We start from the raw sequence: 25238 nt of genomic DNA, 5'->3' as shown, positions 1-25238 counted from the left end.
GTTGCCCACGCCGAAGCGCACGGCCGGCGAGACCGCGGTGCCGGAGCGCCTTGCGCGCGTTATGATCGAGGAAAAGCCGAAACCGCCGCCACCGCAGCAGGGCGACGCGGATGAGCTGTCCACGAAGGTGTGGGCGGACGAATGACCGCCGACGGTTACGGCGTCGAGATCGACATGGTGCAGCGGCACGCCACCAACGTGACGCGCATCGTCGGCCAGCTCGACCCGGCGCTGCAGGCCGCCAACTCCCAGAGCCTGCCCGCCGACGCGTTCGGCCTCATCGGTGCGGAGCTCGGGATCGGCGGCTGGCTCGTCTCCCCGCTGCACGACCGGGGCGTCACGGCCGTCTCCAACGCGATCGCGCGGGCGGAGGAGATCAAGAAGACCCTCGACTCCGTCGCGCGCTCCTACGACTCCATGGAGACCGACAAGGTCACCATCTTCGGCGACCAGGAACGGCACCTATGACCACCGAAACCAACCCGCTGGTCGCGCAGGCGCAGGACAGCCCGCGGTGGTTCAGCGGGATCGGCGCCGTCGAGGGCCTCGACGGGCTGATCAGCGGCATCGAGAACGGCAGCTGGATCGAGGCCGGCCTCGGCACCGTGGGCACGGCGCTGGAGACCGCCTCCGTCTACTTCGACCCGATCGGCACGCTGCTGCGCTGGGCCGCCTCCTGGGTGATGGAGCACCTCGAGCCCGCCCGCAAGATGCTCGACAAGCTCGGTGGCAACCCGCCGGTCATCGACGCCTACGCCCAGACCTGGACCAACGTCGCCACCGCGCTGTCCGGCAACGCCGACCAGCTCGAGTCGGCCGTGAAGACCGACATCGCCACGTGGAAGGGCGACGCGGCGGACACCTACCGCGGGGAGGCGGCGGAGAAGATCACCGCCATGCGGGAGGCCGCGAAGCTCTGCGCGTCCAGCGGCAAGCAGATGTCCCTGGTCGGCGGGCTGGTCGGTGCCGTGCGGACGATGGTCCGCGAGGCCATCTCGGCGCTGGTCGCGTGGCTGGTCAAGTCGATCGGGCTGACCGTGCTGACCGGACCGTTCGGTGCCAGCGAGGCCGTGCGCACGGCGATCAGCGAGATCGGCCGCGTCACCTCGATGATCAGCAACACGATCGCCAAGCTGCTGCGCTCGCTGGCCAACCTCAAGGGCCTGCTGCCCAGGTTGCTCGAGGCGTTCGACACGGTCGTCGCGAAGCTCGCCCCCAAGGGCGCCCGCGCCGCCGAGAGCTCGGCGACGCGGGCGGCCGAGGCCGTCGACGTGGTGCCGCCGCCCCGCGTGCACGAGCCCACCCCGGCCACGCCCCACGAGACGCCGAACGGCCAGGGCACCCACGCGGCGGTGGAGGACGGCGCCGTCGGCGGGCAGAAGTCGGAGGGCAACCGCGGCACCGACGCCCGCGGCGGCGACCCGGTGGACGCCGTCTCCGGCCAGATGATCACCAGCGCCACCGACGTCGACCTGCCCGGCCTGCTGCCGCTCGTCCTGCGGCGTGCCTACGCCTCCGGCTACCGCGGCGGCCGGCTGCACGGCCCCGGCTGGTCGTCCACACTGGACCAGAGACTCGAGGTCGGCGCCGACGCCGTCGGCTACTTCGGTGACGACGCCCAGGTCCTGCTGTACCGCGAGCCGAGCGGTGCCACGCTGCCCGTCGCCGGCGCGCGCTGGCCGCTGACCTGGGACGCCGACACCGACACCTACCGCGTAGAGGACCCGGGGACCGGCCTGGTCCGTCACTTCGGTCCCCACCCCGCCGGCTACTCGACGCGCCCGATCACCGCGCTCACCGACCGCAACGGCAACCGCGTGGACTACCGGTACGACGAGGAGGGTTACCCGACCGAGGTCGTCCACCCCGGCTACCGCGTCGCCGTCACGACCGCGGTCACGTCCGGCGGCGTGCGCGTGACCGGCCTGCGCCTGCTGCCCGCGCACGCCGCCGACGTCACCCTGGCCGAGTACCGCTACGACGACCGCGGCCGGCTCACCGAGGTCGTGGACACCGCCGGCCGGCCCTACCGCTACGAGGTCGACGACGCCGACCGCGTCACCGGCTGGGTGGACCGCGCCGACCACCGCTACCGCTACCACTACGACGCGGCCGGCCGGGTCGTGCGCGGCGAGGGCGACGGCGACTACCTGACCGCCGACTTCCACTACGACCCCGCCGCGCGGACCACGACCGTCACCGACAGCCTCGGCGGGCGGACCGTCTACCACTACGACGAGAACCAGCACCTCACCAAGGTGGTCGACCCGCTCGGCAACACCGAGCTGACCGAGTACGACGACTACCACCACCTGGTGTCGCACACCGACCCGCTCGGCGCCACCACCCGCTACACCCGCGACGCCGACGGCAACCCGACCCACATCGAGCGCCCGGACGGCACCACGGTCCACGCGACCTACGACGAGTCCGGCCGGCCGGTCGAGATCACCGGTCCCGACGGCGGGCGGTGGCGCTACGTCTACGACGAACGCGGCAACCTCACCGCCGAGGTCGACCCGGCGGGCGCGGTGACCAGCTACGGGTACGGCGAGCACGGCGAGCCGCGGCTGATCGTCGACGCGCTGGGGCACGCCACCACCGTCACCACCAACGCGGCCGGACTCGCGACCTCCGTCGCGGACGCCGGCGGCCGGGCCGTGACCTACACGCTGGACGAACGCGGCCGCGTGGTCGCCGTCACCGACCCGCTCGGCGCGGTCACCACCACCGAGTGGGGACCGGCCGACGAACCCGTCCGCCGCACCCACCCGGACGGCACGAGCGAGACCTGGCGGTACGACGGCAACGGCGACCTGGTGGAGCAGACCGGACGCACCGGGTTCGTGACCCGCTTCGAGGTCGGGCCGTTCCACCTGGTGACCGCGCGCACCGACCCCGACGGGGCGCGGCACACCTTCACGCACGACACCGAGCTGCGCCTGACCGAGGTCGTCAACCCGCAGGGCCTGCGGTGGCAGTACACCTACGACCTGGCCGGCCGCCTGGTCGGCGAGCAGGACTTCAACGGCCGCGCCGTCGCCTACGCGCACGACGCCGCCGGCCGGCTCACGAGCCTCACCGACAGCGCGGGGCAGACGGTCGAGGTCACGCACGACGAGCTGGGGCGCATCACCGCGCAGCGCGGCGAGGGCCTGCACGCCACGTTCGGCTACGACCGCGCCGGTCGCCTGGTCAGCGCGGACAACGCGGACGCGGAGGTCCGGCTCACCCGCGACCCGATGGGCCGGGTGCTCACCGAGACGGTCAACGGGCGCACGCTCACCGCCACCTACGACCCGATCGGCCGGCGGCTGTCCCGGACCACCCCGGCGGGCCACACCTCCACCTGGCAGTACGACTCGACCGGCCGACCCACCCGGCTGACCTCGGCCGCGCTGCCGATCACCTTCGAGTACAACGCCGCGAACCAGGAGACCCGCCGCTGGCTCGGCCCCCGCGTGGCGCTGACCAGCACGTGGGACGGCACCGGCCGGCTGGCCGCCCGCCGGCTGGTCGGCGCGGACGGCACCGGCGCCGGCCGGGTGCTGCACAGCCGCGCCTGGACCTACCGCGCCGACGGCGTGCCGGTCTCGATCGCCGACAGCGCGGCCGGCGTCGCGCGCTTCGACCTCGACCCGATCGGCCGGGTCACCACCGTCCGGGCCGAGGGCTGGACCGAGCACTACGCCTACGACCTCACCGGCAACATCACCTTCGCCGCCGACACCCGCGCCGGCGACTCCCCGGTGGCCGGCCCCCGGGAGGCCACCGGCACGCTGCTGCGCCGCGCCGGCCGCACCCACTTCGACCACGACACCCAGGGCCGGCTGGTCCGCAAGCTGCGCACCACGCCGTCGGGCACGCGGCAGGTCTGGCACTACCGCTACGGCGTGGGCGACCGCCTGGTCGAGGCGGTCAACCCGGCCGGACACCGCTGGCGGTACCGCTACGACGCGCTGGGCCGGCGGATCGCCAAGCAGCGCGTCGGCGACGACGGTGGCCTGGTCGAGGAGACCAGGTTCGCCTGGGACGGCGAGATCCTGGTCGAGCAGGAGCAGGTCGACGCCGGTGTGGTCACCGCGACCTCCTGGGACTACGAGCCCGGCGCGTGGGCACCGGTCAGCCAGGACCGGCGCACGTTCCACGCCGACGCGCCCCAGCACGTGATCGGCCGGCAGTTCCACGCGATCGTCACCGACCTCGTCGGCGCCCCGACCGAGCTGATCACGCAGGACGGCCGCGTCGACTGGCGCCGGCAGGCCGACCTGTGGGGCAACCACTACCGCACCGCGGCCTCGGGCACGAACTGCCTGCTGCGCTTCCCCGGCCAGTACCACGACCACGAGACGGGCCTGGACTACAACGCCCACCGGTACTACGACCCGGAGACCGGCCGGTACACCACCCCCGACCCGCTGGGCCTCGACCCGGCACCCAACAACCACGGCTACGTGACCAACCCGCTGGCCTACCTCGACCCGCTCGGCCTCATCAGCGACACCCGCTTCGGGCGGCTGGACCGGCCGGGCTGGCGCAACTACGTCCTCAAGGACGCGGCGGGCGAGGTCTACTACTCGGGGATCTTCGGGCCGACGATGACCGCGGCCGACACCGAAGCCCGGCACGCGGCCAACCACAACCGGTTCAACGCGGCGAACGGCGACAACCTCGAGGTCAAGGCCGGCACGCGCACCTACGGCGAGTCCCGGCTGATGGAGAACGACCTCGCCCGCGACCACGGCACGTTGATCGGGCGTGACGGCGACAACTATCGTGGCAACCGGCAGCGGCCGATGGACGACAAGCGGGTCGCCGAGTACCAGGAATACATGCGGCGGAAGCAGGCCGGTGGCACAGGCGCAGGAGGATGTGGGTGACCGACGTCGGGTTCGGTGAGGTCGTCGCCGAGATGGCGGACGAGCTGGGGTCCCCGCCCACGCTGGCCGAGTTCCTCGAGGTCCTGAGCTGGTCGGTGCCGGTGCTGAGCGACGCGACCGACGGCACCCTCGACCAGCCGATGCGGTTCACCGCGACGCTCGCCGGGAAGAAGCCGTACCGCGGCGACGCGCCGTCGCGGGTGGGCGACCTGGACGACAACGTGTTCGAGGAAGCCCGGGAGCAGCTGAACGCGCTGGCCGAGCAGGCGAAGGCGCGCGACGGCGCGCCGGTGGACGCCAAGCGGCTGGCCGCCGCCGTGCTCGGGGAGCTGCGCGGCGGGCGGGTCGTCCTCTCCGACGCCGAGCCCGACGAGATCCGCGGGCTCACCGTCGAGACGCCGAAGAAGCGGGTCGCCAAGCTCAAGCCGGGCGACGTGGTGGCCATCCCGGCCGCCGCCGGCGGTTACCACGTGGCCGTCGCCCTGTGCCGCAACAGCTTCGGCACCGCGATCGGCCTGTTCGCCGGCACGTCGCCGAACGGCCAGGTCGGCAGGCTGCGGGACGCCCCGCGCGGCTACGTCTACACCGAGGAGAGCCTGGTCAAGGACGGCACCTGGTCGGTCGTCGACCACGACGACTCGCTGCGCGAGCTGTTCCCGGCCGACCCGCCGATCTACCACCGGCCGAACTCCACTCCCGGCGTCGACACCGGCGAGTTCGGCGCCGCGGAGACCGCCGACGGCACCCTGACCCCGATCAGCGAGGAGAAGGCCCGCGAGATCGGACTCACGGACGGCACCTACCGGCAGACCAAGCACGCCGCTTTCCTGCAGAAGCAGCTCGACGAAGGCGCCGCCTGAGCCGCGCAGGCGCTCCTCACGGTTCAGCGCTCGTCGCGGTAGCGCGGCTCGGACCTCTTGATCGGGCGGTTGGCCCAGGAGTCGATCACCACGACCAGCAACGCGAGCACGATGAACACCACACCGACGACCGCGATGCCGCCCCACATGAACAGGCCCGCCAGAACCAGCAGCGGCACCACGGCGAACAGACAGAAAGGATCGACCCGTCCGAACACCTGTTGCTTCTGCCCCCTAGAACTTTCGTACTGCCCCGCGATCTTCTGTCCGCCCATCCGTCCGTGCCGTCGTCTGTAGTCTCGGGTTGTCCCGAGGAAATCCCGAGCAGCATACCGCCCACCCCACCGCGCCGACGGTCGGTTCGGCGGATCTCCACCGGACGTTCCTGGTGCTGTGGCGGCTGTGACTTCTGTGACCGGTGGGACTGGGACGGTTCGGTGAGGCGTTGGACGCTGCCCTCAATCGCTACCTTCCGTGCCCGTTCGCGTCGTTCGTGCGTCGTTCTGGGGTTACCCGGGTGGCGTACGGCAACACCCACGGTGTACGAGCTGCGATGATGGTGGGGTGCTCGAACGAGGCGACCGCACTCCCGTGGCGGACGCCCGCGTGTACACCGCGGGGCAGGTGGCCCGGGCGTTGGGGGTGCCGGAGCCGACGTTGCGTTCCTGGCACCGCCGGTACGGCGTGGGTCCCCGGGCGCCGAGGCCGGGTGGCTACCGCAGGTACACCGCCGAGGACATCGTCCGGCTGGAGAACATGCGCGACCTGATCAGGTCCGGCATGCTCGCCTCCGACGCCGCCCGCCGGGTCGACGGCGAGGTGCCCACCGCGGCGCTCGACGAGGTCCGGGAGCGGTTGGCCGCCGCCAGCCACCGCCTCGACAGCCCCGCCTGCCGCGCGATCGTCCTGGAGGCCGTCCGGACGTTCGGCGTGGTCCCGGTCTGGGAGCGCCTGTGCCGCCCCGCCATGCACGACGTCGAGGCCGAGCAGGCGGCGCGTGCCGGTGACGAGGCGTGCGTCCCGCGCGAGCACGTGATCTCGTGGGCGGTGGCGGCGGCCTTGCACCAGGTCGCGCCGCTGGCCCCGGACGGCCGACCGGCCGTCATGCTCGCGTGCGCCGACGGCGAACAGCACTCGCTGCCGCTCGAGGCGCTGGCGGCGGCCCTGGCCGAGCGGCACGTGCCCGTGCGCATGCTGGGCGCGGCCGTACCCCTGGCCGGCCTGGTCGACGCGGTGCGGGCAACGTCTCCGCGGGTCGTGGTCCTGTGGTCCCAGCGGGCGGACACGGCGAACCCGGAGGCACTGCGCCGGCTCCGGCGCTTCCCGTCCCGTCTCATGACCGCGGGCCCCGGCTGGCCGGCGCGGCGCCGGGGAAGCGCCGAGCACCTCGACAACCTGACCGACGCACTCGCGACCCTGACCACGCTCGCCTGAGCACAGGGCGGCCGGCGAGCAGTGTCGCGCCCCGTGCCTGCGCCTCAACCAGCGGCGCCGGGGCGGCTGACGTCGCCGCGCCACGCGCCCGTCTCCTCGCCGCGCTGCTCGATGAACTCCTTGAACCGCTTCATGTCGTTCTTCACGCGGTGGTTCAGCACGCCGAGCTTGTCGCCCACCTGCTCCACGAAGCCCTCGGGGTCGATGTCACGTCGACCGACTCGGTGATGGTGCTCATCGTGTTCTCCACTGCATCGTTTGTGCATCGATGGACGACGGCCGGGTACCCGGGCGGTCATGACCTACACGTTTGACGGCGAGACGCAGCGCAGGACGGGGGACCCCCGGCTCGACGAGGGCGGCTGGCGCGACTCCCTGGACGAGACCACGGTGGAGGCGGTCGGCACGATGACGGAGGCACTGGAGACGGTGGAGGTGGCGCGTGGCCACCTGTACGCCTTCCACCAGCTGACCGGCTCGGCCGACTTCAAGCTCGAACGCGCCATCGAGCTGCTCGGCGAGGCCGGGCACACCGACCTCGCCGAGCGCCTGTCCCGCGAGCTGCTGGGCCGCAACGTGCTGCCGGGCCGCTGGACCTTCCAGGTGGTCGAGGACTATGAGGACACCTACTACCGGCCGTTCCGCGAGCACGAGCGCGCGGTCCGCGAGCTGACCGGCGGCATGGCCCACGTCTACGAGGCAGGCCTGAAGCGCCGTCGCCGTTCCCCCGGCGTCCCCGGCCACGAAGCGACCCCCCGCGAGCCCGCGGCCGAGTAGGCCCGTCCCCGTGCTCCCCGTGCTCGTGGTCCAGGCGCGGCCGACCTCGTGACCGCACCGGCCGGTCCGGCACGGCACAGTATCGTGAGCGCCGATGAGGGCGTGGAAGGAACTGTCGGCGGTCACCCGCCTGTGCGTCGCGGTGGCCATCGGCGCGGTGGCCGGACTGGTCGTGGGCGTGCTGTCCGACGTGCCGGTCGGGGTGGTCACCGGCATCGCGCTGGCCGAGGCGCTCTTCCTGGTGGTGGGCTGGCTGACGCTGTGGCCGATGGACGCCACGGCCACCCGCCAGCACACCTGGCGCGAGGACTTCCGCCCGGTCCTCGAGGAGATCATGGTCGTCGCGGTCGCACTGGGCGGCCTCGTCGGCATCGTGATCCTGCTCGTCCTGCGCGACTCCGCCGTCGCGGCGGCCCTCGCCCTCACCGGCGTGTTCACGGGATGGGCCGCGCTGCACCTGATGTACGCCACGCGCTACACCCACATCTACTACCTGCCACCCGAGGGCGGCATCGACTTCAACTCCGCCGACCCGCCGACCTACCGCGACTTCCTCTACTTCGCCTACAACCTGGGCATGACCTACCAGGTCTCCGACACCTCCGTGTCGAGCACGGCGATCCGCGCCATCGTCCTGCGCCACGCGCTGCTGTCCTATGTGTTCGGCACCAGCGTCCTGGCCACCACGATCAACCTCGTCGCCGGCGCCGTCACCGGCTGAGGTCAGGAGGAGGCCGGCGGGCCGAGCAGGTCCCAACGGTTGCCGGCGATGTCGCGGAAGACGACGACCTGGCCGTAGGGCTCGGTTCGCGGCTCGGCGAGGAACTCGACTCCGGCGGCGCGCATGCGCCGGTAGCTGGCCTGGAAGTCGTCCACGCGGAGGAAGAACCCGACACGGCCGGCATGCTGGTTGCCGATCGCCTCGACCTGGTGGTCGCCGTCGGCACGAGCGAGGAGGATGCCGGTCTCCGCGCCCGGCGGGCGGACGACCACCCACCTCTTGGGACGGCCGTCGTCGGTTCGGGAGGGCGAGTCCTCGGCCAACTCGAATCCCAGTGCACGGGTGAAGAAGGCGATCGCGTCGTCGTAGTCCTCGACGAGGATCGCGGTGAGCTGTAGCCGCGCCATGTCGGCAAACTACGGCAGCGGGAATGTCTCCGGGTTTTTGGTCTCTTTGTCGGGTTCCCAATTCGGGCTGGGGCGAATGGGAATGCCGCCTGGTCGAGATCGCCTGATCACGTCGCCTAGTCTCAGCCGGTGAGACGACGTGTACGGATAGTGTCCCGCCGGTGAGAATCCGCGTGCAGTCTCTTACGGAGGGAACGTGCTCGGTTACCTGGCTCGGCGGTTGATCGGTTACGTCGTGCTCTGCCTGGTCGCGACCTTCCTGGCGTTCACGCTCGCGGCGGCCACCTTCAACCCGCTCGGGTTGTTGCGGCAGCGTCAACCGCCGCCGCCGGCGGCGACCATCCAGGCCAAGTTCCACGAGCTGCGCCTGGACCAACCCATCCCGCAGCGGTTCCTGACCTGGCTGACCGGCGCGCTGCACGGCGACTTCGGCAACACCTGGCAGGGGCAGCCGATCACCGACGAGCTGTGGCGGCGCGCGGGGGTGAGCCTGCGCCTGTTCCTCCTCGGCACCACCGTCGGCATCCTGCTCGGGGTGCTGCTCGGCGTGCTGTCCGCCATCCGCCAGTACCGGCCGAGCGACCACGTCATCACGATCGCCTCGTTCGTGATCCTGTCCACGCCGGTGTTCGTGCTCGGGACGCTGCTCAAGTACGGCGCGCTGGAGGTCAACGACCTGGCCGGCAGCGACTACCTCAGGTACACCAACGAGTCGACGCCCGGCTTCGAGGGGAGCTGGCTGGCCTCACTGGGTGACCGGCTGCGGTACCTGATCGTCCCCACCGTCACGATCGCGCTGTGGCAGATCGGCTTCTACAGCCGCTACCAGCGCAGCGCCATGCTCGACGTGCTGGGCAGCGACTTCCTCCGCACGGCCCGGGCGAAGGGCCTGACCCGCGGCCGGGCGCTGGTCAAGCACGGGCTGCGCACCGCGTTGATCCCCATGGCCACGCTGTTCGGCTTCGGGTTCGGGCTGCTGATCACCGGCGGCGTGTTCACCGAGCGGATCTTCTCCTGGCACGGCATGGGGGAGTGGCTGGTGCAGGGCATCTCCAGCCAGGACACCAACATCGTCGCCACGGTCACCCTCTTCGTCGCCGTCATGGTGCTGGTGTCGGGGTTGCTCTCGGATGTCCTGTACGCGGCGCTCGACCCGCGGATCCGGGTGCGCACATGACCGACCCGGAACTCACGGTGGTGGGAGAGCCATGACGTTGATGCGGGATGACGAGGGCACGGCGAGTGCCGCCCCCGTCGAGCCGCCGACACAGGCGATCAGTCGGGGCGGGCTGGTGCTGCGCCGGTTCGCGCGCCGCCGGCTGGCGCTGGCCGGGCTCGTGGTGATCGTCGCGCTGTACCTGACGGCGTTCGTCGCCCCGGTGTTCGTGCCGTGGCGCTACGACGACCTGGACTACGCCGCGTTCCTCTCCGCGCCGTCGCCGTCGCACTGGTTCGGCACCAACAAGATCGGGCAGGACGTGTTCGCGCAGGTCATGCGCGGGCTGCAGAAGTCGCTGACGATCGGCCTGCTGGTCGGGGTGATCTCCACGTCGGTGTCGGCGGTGGTCGGCGCGACCGCGGGGTACCTGGGCGGGGTCCCCCACCGGGTGCTGATGTGGGTGACGGACCTGCTGCTGGTGCTGCCGTCGTTCCTGATCATCGCGATCGCGTCGCCGTGGTTCAAGGGCGCGAACTGGCTGGTGTTCGTGGCGCTGCTGGCGGCGTTCAACTGGATGATCACCGCGCGGATCGTGCGCGGGATGACACTGTCGTTGCGGGAGCGGGAGTTCGTGCTGGCCGCGAAGTTCATGGGGCAGCCGGCGTGGCGGATCATCGCCAAGCACATCCTGCCCAACATGGCGTCCCTGCTGATCGTGGACGCGACCATCAACGTCGGCGTTGCCGTGCTGACCGAGACGAGCCTGAGCTTCTTCGGGTTCGGCGTGCAGCCCCCGGACGTCTCGCTCGGCACGCTGATCGCCGCCGGCACCGGCTCCGCCACCACCTACCCGTGGCTCTTCCTCGCTCCCGCCGGGTTCCTCGTCCTCTTCGTACTGGCGGTCAACCTGGTCGGCGACGGCCTGCGCGACGCCGTCGACCCGTCGTCGGGAGGCGGCCGGTGAGCGGAGCTCGCGGAGCGGACGATCAGGTGCTCGCGCCCGTCCTCGAGGTCGACGACCTGGACGTCTCCTTCCCCGGCGAGACGGGCAGGGTGCGTGCCGTGCGTGGACTGTCCTATGTGGTCAATTCCGGCGAGGTGCTCGGCATCGTCGGGGAGTCGGGCTCGGGCAAGTCCGTGTCCTCGCTGGCGGTGATGGGGTTGCTGCCGGAGAACGCGGCCGTCTCGGGCTCGATCCGCTTCCGCGGCCAGGAACTGCTCGGCCTGTCGGACAAGCGGCTGTCGGCGATCCGCGGCCGCCGGGTGGCGATGGTGTTCCAGGACCCGCTCTCCGCGTTGACCCCCGTGTTCACCGTCGGCGACCAGGTGGCCGAGGCGCTGCGGACGCACGACCGGGCACTGTCCACCCGGGACGCCCGGCGCCGCGCCGTGGAACTGCTCGACCTGGTGGGGATTCCGGACGCGCCGAGCCGGGCGCGGGCCTACCCGCACGAGTTCTCCGGCGGGATGCGGCAGCGGGTGGTGATCGCCATGGCCATCGCCTGCGACCCGGACCTGATCATCGCGGACGAGCCGACCACCGCGCTGGACGTCACCGTGCAGGCGCAGGTCCTCGACGTGCTCAGGACCGCCCGCGACGTCACCGGCGCCAGCGTCGTGCTGATCACCCACGACCTCGGTGTGGTCGCCGGGTTCGCCGACCGGGTCATGGTCATGTACGCGGGCAGGGCGGTGGAGACCGGTCCCACCGACGCCGTCTACGCCCACCCGCGCATGCCGTACACGCTGGGCCTGCTGCGTGCCGTGCCCCGGCTGGACGCGGCATCCCCGCTCGTCCCGATCGACGGCCAGCCACCGTCCCTCGCGGACCTCCCGACCGGTTGCCCGTTCGCGCCGCGCTGCCCGCTGGTCGTCGACGCCTGCCGGGAGGTCGAACCGGCACTGTCCCCTGTGGCGGACGGGCAGTACGCGGCGTGCATCCGCGCCGAGGAGGTCGTCGCCGACGAGCTGGTGCCCACGGCCCGGCGCGCCACCGTGGACCGGCAGGACCGGCGGATCGTGCTGTCCGTGCGTGACCTGACGAAGACGTTCCCGATCACCAGGGGCAGCGTCATCAGGCGGCGGGCCGGCACCGTGCACGCGGTCAACGGCATCGGCTTCGACATCGCCGAGGGCGAGACGCTCGGCCTGGTCGGCGAGTCCGGCTGCGGGAAGACCACCACGCTCATGGAGATCCTCGGCATGGCCCGGCCGCAGGCCGGCCGCGTCGAGATCCTCGGCAGGACCACCCACGAGCTGGACAAGGCCGCTCGCAAGGCACTGCGCGCCGACGTCCAGGTCGTGTTCCAGGACCCGGTCGCCTCGCTCGACCCACGCCTGCCGGTCGCCGACATCATCGCCGAGCCCCTGCAGGTCCACGGTCACGACAAGGCCGCGATCCGGGCCCGCGTCGCCGAGCTGCTCGACCTGGTCGGCCTGCGGCCCGAGCACGCGCGGCGCTTCCCCGCCGAGTTCTCCGGTGGCCAGCGGCAACGCGTCGGCATCGCCAGAGCCCTTGCCCTGCAACCGAAAATCCTCATCCTCGACGAGCCGGTGTCCGCGCTGGACGTGTCCATCCAGGCCGGTGTGATCAACCTGCTCGACGAGCTGAAGGCGAAGCTCGGCGTGGCGTACCTGTTCGTCTCGCACGACCTGTCGGTGGTCCGGCACATCGCCGACCGGGCGGCGGTCATGTACCTCGGGCGGATCGTCGAGATCGGCGCCGCCGAGGCGCTCTTCACCGCGCCGCTGCACCCGTACACCCAGGCCCTGCTGTCGGCCGTCCCCATTCCCGACCCGCCGGTCGAACGGCGCCGGGAGCGCATCGTGCTCACCGGCGACCTGCCCAACCCGGCGCACCTGCCGGCCGGCTGTCCCTTCCACACGAGGTGTTTCCGCCGCGCGGCACTGCCCGAGGCGGACCGGGCGCACTGCGTGGACAAGACACCGGAACTGGTCCAGCACGGCACGGACCACGACGTTGCCTGCCACTATGCCTGACCCTGCCCGACCCCTGCCTGACCGACCGAAAGGAACCCGAACCGTGCGACGTCCCGTTCTGGCGTTGACCCTGATCACCGTGTTGGCCGCGGCCGGCTGCGGCGGGACGGACAACGCGGAGGCACCACCGCCCAAGGCCGCGCTCAACCAGATCGATATCAACCCGGTCGACCCGGACACCCTGCGGCAGGGCGGCGACCTGAACTGGCCGGTCCAGGACTTCCCGAACCAGTTCAACGAACTGCAGGGCGACGCGACCAGCGGTGACATCCCGCCGGTCACCCGCTCCATCATGCCGACCCCGTCCTGGGAGAAGCCGGACGCGTCGTTCCAGCCCAACCCGGACTACGTCGAGTCGTTCACGCTGGTCTCGGAGAACCCGCAGAAGGTCGCCTACAAGCTCAACCGCAAGGCGCACTGGAGCGACGGGAAGCCGATCACCTGGGAGGACTACAAGTCGCAGTGGCAGGCGGTGAACGGGAGGAACCCGGCCTTCATCCCCCTGTCGACCGCCGGCTACGCCAACATCTCGGACATCGCCAAGGGCGCCGACGAGTACGCGTTCACCGTCACCTACGACCCGACCTACGCCGACTGGGGCAGCGTCTTCCAGGTCCTCTACCCGAAGTCGGCGACCTCGAACCCCGACGAGTTCAACAAGGGCTGGATCGCCGCGCCCAAGGTCACCGGCGGCCCGTTCGCCGTCGACAAGATCGACAAGACCGCGAAGACCGTGATCGTCAAGCGGGACCCCAACTGGTGGGGCTACCAGCCGCGGCTGGACCGGATCATCTTCCGCAACCTGTCCACCACCGGCGGCACCTCCTCCATCGACGCCCTCGCGAACGGCGGCCTCGACTTCTCCGGCATCGCCGGCAACCTCGACGCCTACAAGCGCGCCAAGCAGATCCCGCACGTCGCGTTCCGCCGGGCGACCCTGCCGAACCTGCGCTGGATCGTGTTCAACGGCGGGGGTTCCGGGCCGCTGGCCGACAAGGAGGTCCGCAAGGCGGTCATCCGCGGCATCGACGTCGCGTCCATCACGAAGGCGGAGGTGGGTCAGCTCATCCCGGACGCCAAGCCGCTCGGCAACCACATCTTCGTCGAGGGCTTCCCCGGCTACCAGGACAACTCGAAGGGCTACGGCTACGACCCCGAGGCCGCCAAGAAGCGCCTGGACGAGCTGGGCTGGAAGCTCAACGGCCAGTACCGCGAGAAGCAGGGCCGCACCCTGACGATCCGCGACGTCGTCCCGGCCGACAACCCGGCCAGCGACGACGAGGCCGTCCTCGTCCAGCACCAGCTCGCGCAGATCGGCGTGGAGGTCAAGGTCGAGCAGGTCGACCCCGACGGCTACTTCGACGAGCAGATCACCCCGGGCGACTTCGAGCTGGCCCACTGGGCGCAGATGGACGCCGCGTCGCTGATCACCGTCATCCCGTCCTTCGACCTGACCCAGGACAACGTCGAGCAGAACTTCGGCCACATCGGGAGCGCCAAGATCAACAAGCTCCTGAAGGACGCCGCCAAGGAGCTGGACCGCGACAAGCGGAACGCCATCCTCAACGAGATCGACAAGGAGCTGTGGGACCTCGGTTACGCCCGGCCGCTGTACCGCCGCCCGTCCATCGTCGCGGTGAAGGACAACCTGGCCAACTTCGGCAACTCCGGCCTGGCCGCCATCGACTACACCAAGATCGGCTGGATCCAGAAGTAGCTACTCGACCGGTGGGACCTGGCCGTGGGCGGCCAGCCAGTCCAGGGCCTCCCGGACGGCCTGCGGCGAGCTGTACCGCGGGCGGTAGCCGAGCAGCCGGGTCGCCTTCGCGATGCCGCAGTTGGGGCTGTGGGCGATGTGGTCCCAGGTGGCCGCGGCGGCGCCCGGCTCGACCGTGTCCCGCCACTGCTCCCAGGGCAGGAACTCGAGGTCGGCCTCGCGCCCGTACCAGCTCGCCACGGCCTCGGCGTAGCCGCGCAGGGTGAGCGCGGCCGGTGACACGACGTGGAAGCTCTCGCCCACGGCCACCGACCGGTTGGCCATGGCCGCGGTGAACGACTGCGCGACGTCGTCGGCGTGCACGTGGTGCAGGGTCTCCATGCCCAGGTTGGGCAGCGCGACCCGCTCGCCGCCGGCGAGCCGGCGGTAGACCGCCAGGTCGAGGTTGCCGGCCGGGTTGATCGGCACCCACCCGGGCCCGCTGATGTGCCCGGGGTGCAGCACGGTCGCGGGGAAGCCGTGGCGCTGCGCCCGGTCCAGCAGGTACGACTCGATCGCGGCCTTCCGCACGCCGTAGTCGCCGAAGGGGCGGCGGGGCGCGTCCTCGGTCGTCGGGACCTCCACGCTGGGGCCGTGGACCCAGATGGTGCCGCAGTGCAGGAAGTGCCGCACCCGTCCGTCCAGCGCGTCGGCCAGGTGCCGCGCGCTGTCGAGCGTGAAGCAGATCAGGTCGATCACCACGTCCGGTTCGAGGTCGCGGACCCGCGCGCCGAACGTCCCGGCCCGCTCCTCCTCATCCCGGTCCGCGACGACCGTCGTGACCGCCGACCACGCGCCGTCCGACCGGTAGGGCGTCGCCTTGCCCCTGGTCAGGACCGTCACCTCATGCCCGGCGGCCACCAGCCGCGGCACGAGGTAGCCGCCGATGTGCCCGGTCCCACCCAGCACCACCACATGTGTCATGCCCCGATCGTCCCCACCGCGCGACGGCGCTGTCCACTCGGCTCAGCTGCCCGGTTCGGGTGCGGGCCGTGGGGGCAGTGGCCGGTAGTCGGTGTCGTAGCCGAAGTAGCGGGGGCCGACCAGTGCCAGTCCGGCCGGGGTCGTCCACCTCGGGTCGCAGGGGATGCCGAGGACGGTGACGCGGTTGCCGTAGCGCATGGACTCGGTCGTGATGGGTTCGCCGGTGTCGGTTTCCAGGACGCAGATCAGGTCCGGGGTGGTCGCCACGATCTCGTCGTCGCGGGCGGCCAGGAGGTACTCGTTCTGGAACGACAGCCTCAGCTGCGCGTCCGGGCCGGCGATGGTGGCGGTGCCGCGGGCGAAGCCGCCGGTCGTGGCGCGGTGCACGTCCACGACCTTGCCGGTGGCCAGGTGGACGCCCTCGACCGCGGCGGCGACGGCCGCGGCCGGGTCCGCGTGCGCGGCGCGGGCGCCGCGGACCGTCGAGCCCAGGCGTTGTGCCAGCGTGATCGTGCCGGCGACCAGACCGTCGGACAGCTGCGCGCCGGTCATGACCGTGTCGGCCGTGTACACCGAACACCCGGTGGCCACGCAGGCCGCGCGGGCGATCCGTTCCGCCCACAGGCTGGACACCGTCCGGAGCACCATCGTGTTGCCCTTGTCGTCGGCGACGGCCATGGGGCTCGTGGGCACGCCGGCGAGAGTCGGCAGCACCATCTGCGCCTCGGGGAACGCGCGGCCCATCGCGTCGCCGTCGACGACCGGCAGGCCCGTCTCGGCGGCCAGGGCGAGCGGGATCAGCGAGTTCATGCCGCCGATCTCGATGGGCACCAGGTGCGTCGCCGCGGTCCCGGACGCCTCCTCCAGCGCACGCAGCGCGGCCAGGGTCTCGGTGCCGTTCGGCAGTTTCTCCTGGGTGACCGTCGGTGCGCCGAGCATCGCGACCGGGACGACCACCGCGTCGGGGGCGACCTCGTCGACGGTGACGACGGCGATGGGGCCGTGCCGGGTGATGGCGGCCTCGGCGAGGAGCTTGCCCAGGTACGGGTCGCCACCGCCGCCGGTGCCCAGGATGCCCGCGCCCCGGGCGATGTCGTCGATGTCCGCCAGGTCGATCTCACGCACCGGGCGCCCCCGCCGGCACGCGATCGAGGTCGAGGTCCCCGACGGCCTTCACCCGCACCCGGGTCGCACCGCCGGGCAGGTAGGCGAGCGGCACCTCGTCGATCTCGACGACCCGGACGCTGCCCGGCCGCGCGCCCGCGGACTCGGCCCGGGCGACCGCCTCGGCGCTGACCTCGGCGAGCACCTGCTCGCGGGTGCCGTCGGCGACCTGGACGATGCGGTCCAGCTCGCCGCCGACCTTGGCGATCGCCGCGCCGATCGCGTTGGCGACGTCGGAGTGCTCCGGGCGGCGCACGTCGGGCAGGCCGGGGAACTCGTCCGGCAGCACCACGCTGCCACCGCCGACCAGGATCACCGGCAGCGGCGCCGGGGAGGTGCGCATCCGGTCCACCGCGTCGGCGATCCGTTCGTTGACCCCGGCCAGCACGGCACGGGCCCGGGTGTCGTCGAAACGGCGCACCAGCGCGCTGGTCGTGCCGAGCCGGATGCGCCCCGCGGCGACCGCGACGTCGGTCAGCGTGAGCGTGTCGCCACCGAACACCAGCGCCCGCCGGGTCAGGTCGAAGCCGACGCTGTCCGGGCCGACGATGGTCTGCTCGTCGCTGGAGAAGTGGCGGACGAGGCTGCCGCCGCCGATGCCGAGGGAGAGCACGTCGGGCATGCGCCAGTTGGTGCGGATGCCGGCGATGTCGGTGGTCGCAGGCGCCTCACGGGGGAAACCGCCGACGAGTATGCCGATGTCGGTGGTGGTGCCGCCCACGTCGATCACCGCGCAGTCGGCGACACCGGACAGGAACCCCGCGCCCCGCATCGAGTTGGTCGGCCCGGACGCGAACGTGGCGGCGGGGAAGCGGCGGCAGTACTCGACGTCCATCAGCGTGCCGTCGTTCTGGCTCAGCAGCAGGGGAGCGGCGATCCCGGCCTCGGCGAGCGCGGCGGTCAGCGCGTCGGCGAGCCGCCCGGCCAGCTCGATCAGCGCGGCGTTGAGGATCGTGGCGTTCTCCCGCTCCAGCAGGCCGATCCGGCCGAGCTCGTGGGAGCAGGACACGTGGAGCCCGGGCACCTCGGCCCGCAGGATGTCCGCGGCCTCCAGCTCCATCGTCCCGTTCACCGGCGCGAACACCGACGACAGCGCGACGGACCGCACCCCGGCCGCGCCCAGCTCGCCGGCGACCCGCCGCAGCTCGTCGGAGTCCAAAGTGGACAGCGGGCTGCCGTCGTACTCGTAGCCGCCGTGGCAGAGGTAGGCCCGGTCGCCGACGGCCGATCGTAATCGCTCCGGCCAGCCGGTCAGCGGCGGAAGCGCCGCCGTCGCCGGCAACCCGAGGCGGACCACCGCGGTCGGAGCCAGGTCGCGGGCCTGCACGACGGCGTTGGTGAAGTGGGTGGTGCCGATCATCACCGCGGTGATCCCGCCCGGCTCGAACCCCGCCGGCGCGCTCCGCACCAGCTCCCGGATCGCGGTGACGACGCCGGCCGTGACGTCGCCGGTCGTCGGGGTCTTCACCGCGGCCAGCACGCGCACGTCGTCGTCCCGCCGGCCCGCGAGGAGGACCGCGTCGGTGTTGGTGCCGCCGACGTCGATGCCGACCCGCATCACGCGGTGCCCTCGGCGACCGGCAGCTCCCTCGTGCCGCGCACCAGCCCGGCCTTGCCCGCGACCACGTACGCGACCCCCGCCACCACGAGGGAGTTGAGCGCGGGGACGCCGAACTGCACCTGCTCGGTCCAGTAGCCGAGCACCGCCGAGCCGACCCAGATCACCAGCGTCGCGGGTACCCAGCCCGGCTCCGTCGCCGGGAGCCGCCCGCCCGCGCGGGCCTCGTCGAGTGCCGGGCGCCAGCGGCGCACGAGGAAGTACTCCGCGACCATGATGCCGGCGATCGGGGGCATCGCGACCCCGAGCACGGTGAGGAAGTCGGCGAACCGGTCCAGGATCCCGGCCGCGGACAGCGCGGTGCCGAGCACGCCGATCGCGACCGTCGCCACGACCCGGTTCAGCCGCAGGCCGAACACGGTGGACAGGGTGTTCACGAACCCGAGCGAGGAGCTGTAGAGGTTCCAGTCGTTGATCTTGACGGTGGCCGAGACCAGGACGACGATCCCGACGACGCCGGAGGTCGCGGCGAAGATCTGCACGACGTCCGCGGACCTGATGGCGTAGGCGAGGATGACGCCGATCAGGCCGAGCACGTACTGGCCCAGCGTGATCGAGACGACCGTCTGCTTCACCACGTCCCCGGTGGTGCGGTTGAACCGCGTCATGTCCGGCGTGAGCACCGCGCCGGCGATGTAGGAGCCGGCGACGATCGTCGCGCCGGTCGCGACGGACATCGGCTCGCCGAACCCCTTGGTGCCCAACAGGTCCCCGAGGCTGTGCCTGGACAGCTCGCCGACGACCGACCAGCCGGCCAGCAGCAGGAACGCCGGCACCGTGACGTAGGCGACCCACGCCATCCACCGGAACCCGTACACCACGAGCGCGGTCACGCCGAGCCCGGTCACGATCGACCACACCCACACGGGCACCCCGTGGACCAGCGCGTGCAACCCCTCAGCGAAGATCGCGTTCTGGATGCCGAACCAGCCGATCAGGCTCGTCGCGACGACCAGCCCGATCAGCGCGGAGCCGAGCCGCCCGAACCCGGTCCAGCGCGCGAGGACCGAGGTGGACAGTCCCTCCCGGACCCCCGCGATCCCGGTGAACACCGCGACCAGCTCCAGGATCACCGACCCGAGCGTCAGCGACCAGAACGCGCCCCAGAACGACATCCCGGCACCCAGTGTGGCGCCGAGCAGGAACACGGTCAGGTCGGACAGCTGCCCGAACCGCTGCACCGCGACGGTCCACCACGGGTAGCGCGCCTGGTCCGGTACGCGGTCCAGCGCGTAGTCGTCGGCCCCCAGCATCAGCTCAGCTCTCCTTCACTCGCGAGTCTCACTCCCAGCACCCGCGAGTCGCGCGTTGCGAACCCCCGAGTCGCGTCGTGGCGCACGTTCCGGTGTGCACGAAAACGCAACTCGCGGGTGCCGAACGCGAGACTCGCGGGGGTTGGTCGGGTGTGGTGGGTGGTGTGGTGGTCATCGCCGCACCAGTCGGTCGGGGCCCGCGGTGGGCGGGCCGGTGGGGTGGGCCACCCCTGGGCGGGGTGGGCCGTCGGCGCGTGCCCGCAGTGCCACCGCCGGCTCGGCGAGGTAGCTCAACGGCGTCTCCTCGATCAGCTTCGTCCGGGCCCGGCGCGGGTCCGCGCCGGCACGCACCGCGGCCGCCCGAGCCGCCTCGCTCACGGCCTCACGCATGGCGGCCGCGTCGTCGCCACGCACGGGCACCACCCGCTCCGCCTCGCCGCCGACCGGTGCCGTCGCGACCCCGACCGCGGCGGCGGCCGCCGCCCACGGTGGGCAGCGCACACCGTGCGTGCCGCTCAGCCGCAGCGGCAGCGCCGTGGCGAGCTCCTCCGCGCCCGGGCCGCCCAGCAGCAGCGGCAGGTCCTCCGGTGCGCTCTTGGCGCGGTCGACCGCCTCAACCATGGCGCAGACGTCGACGGCGGTGTCCGCCGGTGACGCGCCGAGCGCCCGGGCCGGCACCTGCGCGATCACCCGCAGGCTGGTCGGCACGCCGGCGATCGTCGTGTGTCCCGCCGTCAGCCTCGGCTGCCCCGCGGTGACCGCGCAGATCGCGGGGGCGGTGCCGTCCGCGCGGGTCAACGCCACCAGCGCGTCCTGCTCGCCGGCGAGCCGGGCCGTGCCGCGGACCGTCGCGGCGGCCGCGCCGCCGTAGACCGCCAGCGGGTGCGTCGCCGCGTGGTCGAGTGCCGCGATCGTGCCGTCGTTGCGGGCGATGAACACCTCGGCGTGCCCGAGGTCGTGTTCCACCAGCAGGTTCTGCAGCATCTCGGCGTCCAGGGTCGCCGGCGCCGTCATCGCGGCCTGGAGCACGGTGGCGTTCTCCCGCTCCAGCAGGCCGGCGCCGCCGATCTCGTGCGACAGCACGATCGGCACCGAGCCGCCCAGCTCCCTCTCCAGCACCGCCGCCGCGGCCAGCTCGTGGTCGGGGGTGAGGGTGGCGAAGACACCGGTGACCGCCACGGCCGTGACCCGGCCGGCGACCGACCGCGCGAAGTCCACGAGAGCGTCCTCGTCCAGCGGCTCGAGCACGGTCCCGTCCAGCCGGGCGCCACCCGCGACGCAGGTGCGCGCCAGCACGACCTCCTCGCGCAGGTCCGGCGGCCACAGTGCCAGCGGGGGGACCGCGGTCGTCGCCGCGCCGAGCCGGACCACCGCGACCGGCCCCAGCTCGGCGTGCCACGGGTGCCAGCGGTCCGCACTCGCCCGCGAGAACGCCACGAGCTCGTCCACCTCGTTGATGGCGAACGCGACCGTGTCGATCTTGCGCACCGCGCGGCCGCCCGACAGGAACGAGTACAGCACCGCGGTCAGCGCGGCGTCAGGCGTCGGCGGCTCGGTCAGCCGCTGCGCCGTGGCCGCGACGATGTCCCCGTCGGCGTCCGCCAGCGCGCCGCAGACCCGGTCGCGGTCCATCGCCACACCGAGCCGGTAGCTGTGGTCAGACATCGCTCACCGCCAGGGGGGAGTAGTCGACGGCGAGGCCGAAGGCACGCGGACCGACGAGCCGGAGCGCCTCGGGCGAGCGCCACAGCGGCGGGCACGGCAGCGCGAGCACCACCACGCGCAGCCCGTAGCGCAGCTCCCGCACCGGCACCGGCTCCCCGGTGTGCACGTCGAACACGGTGATGATGTCCGGGACGGTGGCGCGGACCTCGCCGTCCTCGAGCACCGCGTGGTACTCGTGCCCGGCCTCCAGCCGCAGCCAGCGGCCCTCGTCGCGGTGCACGCCCTCCAGCAGCGCGGTCCGCCGCGAGTTGGTCGCGACCGTCGTGCTCGCCCCGTTCTTCACCGCCTGCACCCTGCTGATCCGGCACTCGGCCAGCCGGATCCCGCCGAACTCCGCGGCGAGCCGGTCCACCGCGGCCGTCGTGGCCGTGCCGGCGCACTCGTCCAGGACCCGGCCGATGCTCATCGCCCTGCTGATCGTCCCGGGGAGCACGGCGCCGGGCACCTGTTCGACGGTCATCACGTACTCACTGCTCACGCCCCGGTCGCCGAACGCGGTCGTCACGTTGCGTGCCAGGCGCTCCAGCCACTCGCCCGACTCGGCCTGCACCATCACGACCCGGCCGTGCTCGTCGGCGAGCACCGACGGGCTGGCGGTGATGCCGGCGACCTGCATGGCGACCTGCTCGACGCCGGGGAACGCGCGGCCCATGCCGTCGGCGTCCAGCAGCGGCAGCCCGGCGTGGGCGGCCAGCGCGACCGAGCCGGGACCGTTGAACCCGCCCACCTCGGTGCACATCAACGCGCCGACCCGGCGCCCGAAGTGCGCCTCGACCTGGCGCCGGATGCCGAGCGACTCACGCCCGGTGCCGATGCGCTCCACGATCACCTCGGGCGCGCCGAGGTAGGCGCACGGCATCACCAGCTCGTCCGCCGCCAGGTCGGACAGCTCGACCACCGGCACCGGCCCGTGCTCGGCCACGGCGTGTAACGCCAGTGGTAACGCCTGCCCGGCCGGCCCTCCGCCGCCGGCCCCCAACACGTCGCAGCCGCGGGCGAACGCGGCGAGGTTGGCGGTGTCAAACTGCCCGTCGAACCGCATTCGGCCATGCTAGTAGGCTGGTCACGCAGCGTGCTTGGTTTCACACAACAGGAAACGAGTCGTGTTTGTCGCGGAACAACAAACCGCCAGGCAGGCAGGGGCGGCGAGCGTCCGCGAGCTGTTTTCCGCGCCGGGGCTGTCGTCGCTCGCGCTGCTCGCCCAGGCGCCTCCGGCGCCTGGGCGGTCGCGGCACGTGCCGTCGTGCGGATCGCGGCGGACGCCTACGCGCGGGCCGTCGCGGCGGACTGGCGGACCCACCTGGCCCCCATCCAGGATCGCGGCAGGCTGCTTGGCGAGCTGCTCCTCGCCCGGAGTCCGAACGCGGCCGGACCGGCACCCGCACCGCACACCAGGTCGCGGCGGGCGAACGGTTCCCGGGACTCGTGATCCGGTGCGGCATCGGGGGTGACGCCACGACGGAATCGCCTGTTGTTCGGAAACAAATAACGTTGACGCCATTCTGGGGGCCGGCCATGATTGTCCCGTCGGAACGGTTGGAGGAGAAGCGATGGTCGGCACGGCGCACCTGCGACCCACGTGGTGTCGCAATGGCATCAGGGCCGCCATGCGGTCGCTTGCCGAGGGTTCCCAAGCATGACCAGGTGATGTCACGCACGGAGCCGCCTGTCGAGGCGGCTTTCTTCGTTCTGGCGCAAAGTGAAGATGGGCCGTTAGCTCAATTGGTAGAGCAGCTGACTGAATAGTGCGTCCGCTTTCCGCGCACGCGGCCATGGCAGCGCTTCCTTCTCCTGTTGAACCAGCGGGTTCGGGGTTCGAGTCCCCGACGGCCCTCGTTCTCGTTTTCCACTGTCCACTCCGCTCCACTGTGGAGGTCGCAACCGGAGGCACCCGTGCTCGAGAAGCTGATCATCCAGAAGACGCTGCGCGTGCCCGCCAGCACCGCGGCGGCCGGCGACGGCACGCCCGTGGCCCGGCAGCTGGACGCGGTGCTGCTCGAGGTCGGGTTCTCCGCGTCGCGGGCGCTGCTGGCGCACCTCGGCGGGCTGGCCACCGGGCCGGCGCTGGACCTCGCGTCCACCGTCGTGTCCGCGGTGCGTGAGCTGGTCGGCGACCACGTCCGGCACAACGCCTACTTCATCGGCTTCCCGGACGGCGTGCCGGACACCGTCGAGTTCTGGGTCGAGCGGCTGCGTGCCGCCGTGCTCGCCGGCGGTGGCGAGGCGACCGGCGCGTGGTCGCGGTCGGTGCTGGGCGGGGTCAACCTGCTCGACCTGCCGGGCTACGGCACCTACCAGCACACCTACGCCGACCTGCTGGCCGCGCACGACGAGTTCGTCGCCGCGGCCGGTGACCGGTTGACCGTGCTGCACCTCGGGGACGACGTCGACACGGAGGCGACGCGGCTCTACCTGGCCCTGGCCGGCAGCACCACGCCGCTCGGCGAGGCGGACCTCGCGATCCTGACCGAGCTGGCGATCACCCGCGCGGACGGCGAGCAGCCGGCCGCCATCCCGGTGCGCGAGAACCGCGCCGTGCTCAACGCGGTCCGGCTGGTGCTCGGCCGGCCGCTCGTCGCCGTGGACACCACGACCGACGTGCTGCGCCTGGCCTGCCAGGTCTCCGGCGGCGACGTGTCGCTCGCGGTGCCGACGCGGTTCCGCGCCTTCCGGCGCCGGGAGCGGCGGATCCTGCTGGCGGCGCTGGACGAGGTCGTCGGCGCGAACCCGAACAAGCTCGGCGACGTCGCACGCCACGCCGAGCCGTGGAAGCGGCTCGGTGAGCGGCTGCACCCGCACGAGTACGGCCGGTGGCTGCACGCGCAGGACGTGTTCGCGGTCGCGCGTGGTGAGCGCCGGGTGCGCGGCGTCGCCGGCCGCGCGGAGGCCGCGTTCGGCCTCGGTGCGATTGGGTCGGCCGCGGCCGTGCTGTCGGCCGCGCCGGGACTGCTCCTGCGGTCCGCGGACCGGCTGCTGCGGCTGGCGCCGGCATCGGAGCGGACCGCTGTGGTCGATGCGGTGAGGGGTGCGCTCGGCTCCGCGTCGGGCCGGGTGCTCTGCTCGCTGCGCGAGCACGTCGGCAACCGGCTGACGCCGGCGTCGTCCCGGATGTACGTGAACCGGTCGCGGCGCGCGTGGGTGGGGCCGGACACGCGGCCACCGCTTCCGGCTGAGCTGGTGGCCGGGTTGTCGTCGCTGCTCGACGCGGAGATCGGCGCCCGGCTGCCGGAGCCGCAGCGGCCGCTGCTGGTGGACCCGGAGGTGCTCGACGTCGCACTGCCACTGTCCGGCAAGGCGGCCGAAGGCGGATTCGCCGTGCTGCCGAGGGGCTCGCGGGCATCGGTATCCGGTGAGCTGTTGCGCTTTTTCACCTACTGGCGCCAGACCAGCCGCCGTACCGACTACGACCTGTCGGTGCTGCTGCTCGACCACTCGTTCCACACCGCGGGCCAGGTGTCCTGGACGAACTACCACCACGACGGGGTGGTGCACTCCGGCGACATCACCGACGCGACGAACGGTGCGACCGAGTTCATCGACGTGCCCCTGACAGTCGGCGG

At 72.3% G+C, this 25238-nt stretch carries 20 protein-coding genes, 1 tRNA gene and 1 pseudogene; 13 read left to right on the top strand and 9 right to left on the bottom strand.

What is annotated here, in order from left to right:
- Positions 1–141 precede the first annotated feature (141 nt).
- From ACJ73U_RS14900 to ACJ73U_RS14890, 3 genes are read left to right on the top strand one after another with little or no spacing between them, the layout of a single operon-like run.
- Complete coding sequence (locus ACJ73U_RS14900; protein WP_407778203.1) at positions 142–468, top strand: type VII secretion target; 327 nt, start codon at positions 142–144, stop codon at positions 466–468.
- A complete protein-coding gene (locus ACJ73U_RS14895) occupies positions 465–4880 on the top strand; it encodes an RHS repeat-associated core domain-containing protein (RefSeq protein WP_407778202.1) in 4416 nt (1471 codons plus the stop codon). Before ACJ73U_RS14900 ends, ACJ73U_RS14895 begins: the two co-directional genes overlap by 4 nt.
- The gene (locus tag ACJ73U_RS14890) at positions 4877–5740 is read left to right on the top strand and encodes a hypothetical protein (RefSeq protein WP_407778201.1); all 864 of its coding nucleotides are present in this window, start codon (positions 4877–4879) and stop codon (positions 5738–5740) included. Before ACJ73U_RS14895 ends, ACJ73U_RS14890 begins: the two co-directional genes overlap by 4 nt.
- A 23-nt stretch (positions 5741–5763) precedes the next feature.
- Here ACJ73U_RS14890 and ACJ73U_RS14885 read toward each other — a convergent pair whose 3' ends face one another.
- Entirely contained in the window at positions 5764–6015 is a 252-nt protein-coding gene (locus tag ACJ73U_RS14885; RefSeq protein WP_407778200.1) for a hypothetical protein, read from the bottom strand.
- Positions 6016–6304: 289 nt separating this feature from the next.
- Here ACJ73U_RS14885 and ACJ73U_RS14880 point away from each other — a divergent pair, with 289 nt between their 5' ends.
- Positions 6305–7174 (top strand): MerR family transcriptional regulator, encoded by an 870-nt coding sequence (locus ACJ73U_RS14880; protein WP_407778199.1) that lies wholly within the window; start codon positions 6305–6307, stop codon positions 7172–7174.
- Positions 7175–7218: 44 nt separating this feature from the next.
- On the opposite strand, the pseudogene ACJ73U_RS14875 reads toward ACJ73U_RS14880, so the two are convergent.
- A pseudogene (locus tag ACJ73U_RS14875) lies at positions 7219–7413 on the bottom strand (cyclase); the annotation flags it as partial.
- A 169-nt stretch (positions 7414–7582) separates the two neighbouring features.
- Between ACJ73U_RS14875 and ACJ73U_RS14870 the strand changes: the two are divergent.
- Positions 7583–7951, top strand: coding sequence for a hypothetical protein (locus ACJ73U_RS14870; protein WP_407778204.1), 369 nt, complete (start codon positions 7583–7585; stop codon positions 7949–7951).
- Between the two features lie 94 nt (positions 7952–8045).
- Positions 8046–8672, top strand: coding sequence for a DUF1345 domain-containing protein (locus tag ACJ73U_RS14865; RefSeq protein WP_407778198.1), 627 nt, complete (start codon positions 8046–8048; stop codon positions 8670–8672).
- Positions 8673–8674: 2 nt separating this feature from the next.
- On the opposite strand, the gene ACJ73U_RS14860 is transcribed toward ACJ73U_RS14865, so the two are convergent.
- The gene (locus ACJ73U_RS14860; RefSeq protein WP_407778197.1) at positions 8675–9079 is read right to left on the bottom strand and encodes a VOC family protein; all 405 of its coding nucleotides are present in this window, start codon (positions 9077–9079) and stop codon (positions 8675–8677) included.
- 196 nt (positions 9080–9275) lie between these two features.
- On the opposite strand from ACJ73U_RS14860, the gene ACJ73U_RS14855 reads away from it, so the two are divergent.
- The 4 genes from ACJ73U_RS14855 to ACJ73U_RS14840 are packed head-to-tail and all read left to right on the top strand — an operon-like array spanning position 9276 to position 14955.
- Positions 9276–10256, top strand: coding sequence for an ABC transporter permease (locus ACJ73U_RS14855; RefSeq protein ID WP_407778196.1), 981 nt, complete (start codon positions 9276–9278; stop codon positions 10254–10256).
- Positions 10257–10287: 31 nt separating this feature from the next.
- Positions 10288–11202: an ABC transporter permease gene (locus tag ACJ73U_RS14850; RefSeq protein ID WP_407778195.1), complete on the top strand. Its 915-nt coding sequence runs from the start codon at positions 10288–10290 to the stop codon at positions 11200–11202.
- Entirely contained in the window at positions 11199–13238 is a 2040-nt protein-coding gene (locus ACJ73U_RS14845) for a dipeptide ABC transporter ATP-binding protein (protein WP_407778194.1), read from the top strand. Before ACJ73U_RS14850 ends, ACJ73U_RS14845 begins: the two co-directional genes overlap by 4 nt.
- A 43-nt stretch (positions 13239–13281) precedes the next feature.
- Complete coding sequence (locus tag ACJ73U_RS14840) at positions 13282–14955, top strand: ABC transporter family substrate-binding protein (RefSeq protein ID WP_407778193.1); 1674 nt, start codon at positions 13282–13284, stop codon at positions 14953–14955.
- Here the strand turns inward: ACJ73U_RS14840 and ACJ73U_RS14835 are convergent, their stop codons facing one another.
- The 6 genes from ACJ73U_RS14835 to ACJ73U_RS14810 form a co-directional block, all read right to left on the bottom strand.
- On the bottom strand, positions 14956–15918 hold the full coding sequence (locus ACJ73U_RS14835; protein WP_407778192.1) for an NAD-dependent epimerase/dehydratase family protein: 963 nt from the start codon (positions 15916–15918) through the stop codon (positions 14956–14958).
- 42 nt (positions 15919–15960) lie between these two features.
- On the bottom strand, positions 15961–17043 hold the full coding sequence (locus ACJ73U_RS14830; RefSeq protein ID WP_407778191.1) for a DUF917 domain-containing protein: 1083 nt from the start codon (positions 17041–17043) through the stop codon (positions 15961–15963).
- Entirely contained in the window at positions 17036–18640 is a 1605-nt protein-coding gene (locus tag ACJ73U_RS14825; RefSeq protein WP_407778190.1) for a hydantoinase/oxoprolinase N-terminal domain-containing protein, read from the bottom strand. The genes ACJ73U_RS14830 and ACJ73U_RS14825 overlap by 8 nt, the downstream gene beginning before the upstream one ends.
- The gene (locus ACJ73U_RS14820; RefSeq protein WP_407778189.1) at positions 18640–19953 is read right to left on the bottom strand and encodes a purine-cytosine permease family protein; all 1314 of its coding nucleotides are present in this window, start codon (positions 19951–19953) and stop codon (positions 18640–18642) included. The genes ACJ73U_RS14825 and ACJ73U_RS14820 overlap by 1 nt, the downstream gene beginning before the upstream one ends.
- 171 nt (positions 19954–20124) lie before the next feature.
- A complete protein-coding gene (locus ACJ73U_RS14815) occupies positions 20125–21618 on the bottom strand; it encodes a hydantoinase/oxoprolinase N-terminal domain-containing protein (protein WP_407778188.1) in 1494 nt (497 codons plus the stop codon).
- The gene (locus ACJ73U_RS14810) at positions 21611–22720 is read right to left on the bottom strand and encodes a DUF917 domain-containing protein (RefSeq protein ID WP_407778187.1); all 1110 of its coding nucleotides are present in this window, start codon (positions 22718–22720) and stop codon (positions 21611–21613) included. Before ACJ73U_RS14810 ends, ACJ73U_RS14815 begins: the two co-directional genes overlap by 8 nt.
- 201 nt (positions 22721–22921) lie before the next feature.
- Between ACJ73U_RS14810 and ACJ73U_RS14805 the strand changes: the two genes are divergently transcribed.
- The 3 genes from ACJ73U_RS14805 to ACJ73U_RS14795 all read left to right on the top strand — a co-directional run.
- Positions 22922–23107: a hypothetical protein gene (locus tag ACJ73U_RS14805; RefSeq protein WP_407778186.1), complete on the top strand. Its 186-nt coding sequence runs from the start codon at positions 22922–22924 to the stop codon at positions 23105–23107.
- A 278-nt stretch (positions 23108–23385) separates the two neighbouring features.
- Positions 23386–23512, top strand: a tRNA-OTHER gene (locus ACJ73U_RS14800).
- A 59-nt stretch (positions 23513–23571) separates the two neighbouring features.
- A partial coding sequence (locus ACJ73U_RS14795) for a hypothetical protein (protein WP_407778185.1) occupies positions 23572–25238 on the top strand: 1667 nt, incomplete at its 3' end.

It is taken from the genome of Actinophytocola sp., assembly GCF_045807065.1.
Lineage (GTDB): Bacteria > Actinomycetota > Actinomycetes > Mycobacteriales > Pseudonocardiaceae > Actinophytocola.
Note: the sequence above shows the minus strand (reverse complement) of the source record. Positions and strands in the feature narration are given on the sequence as shown.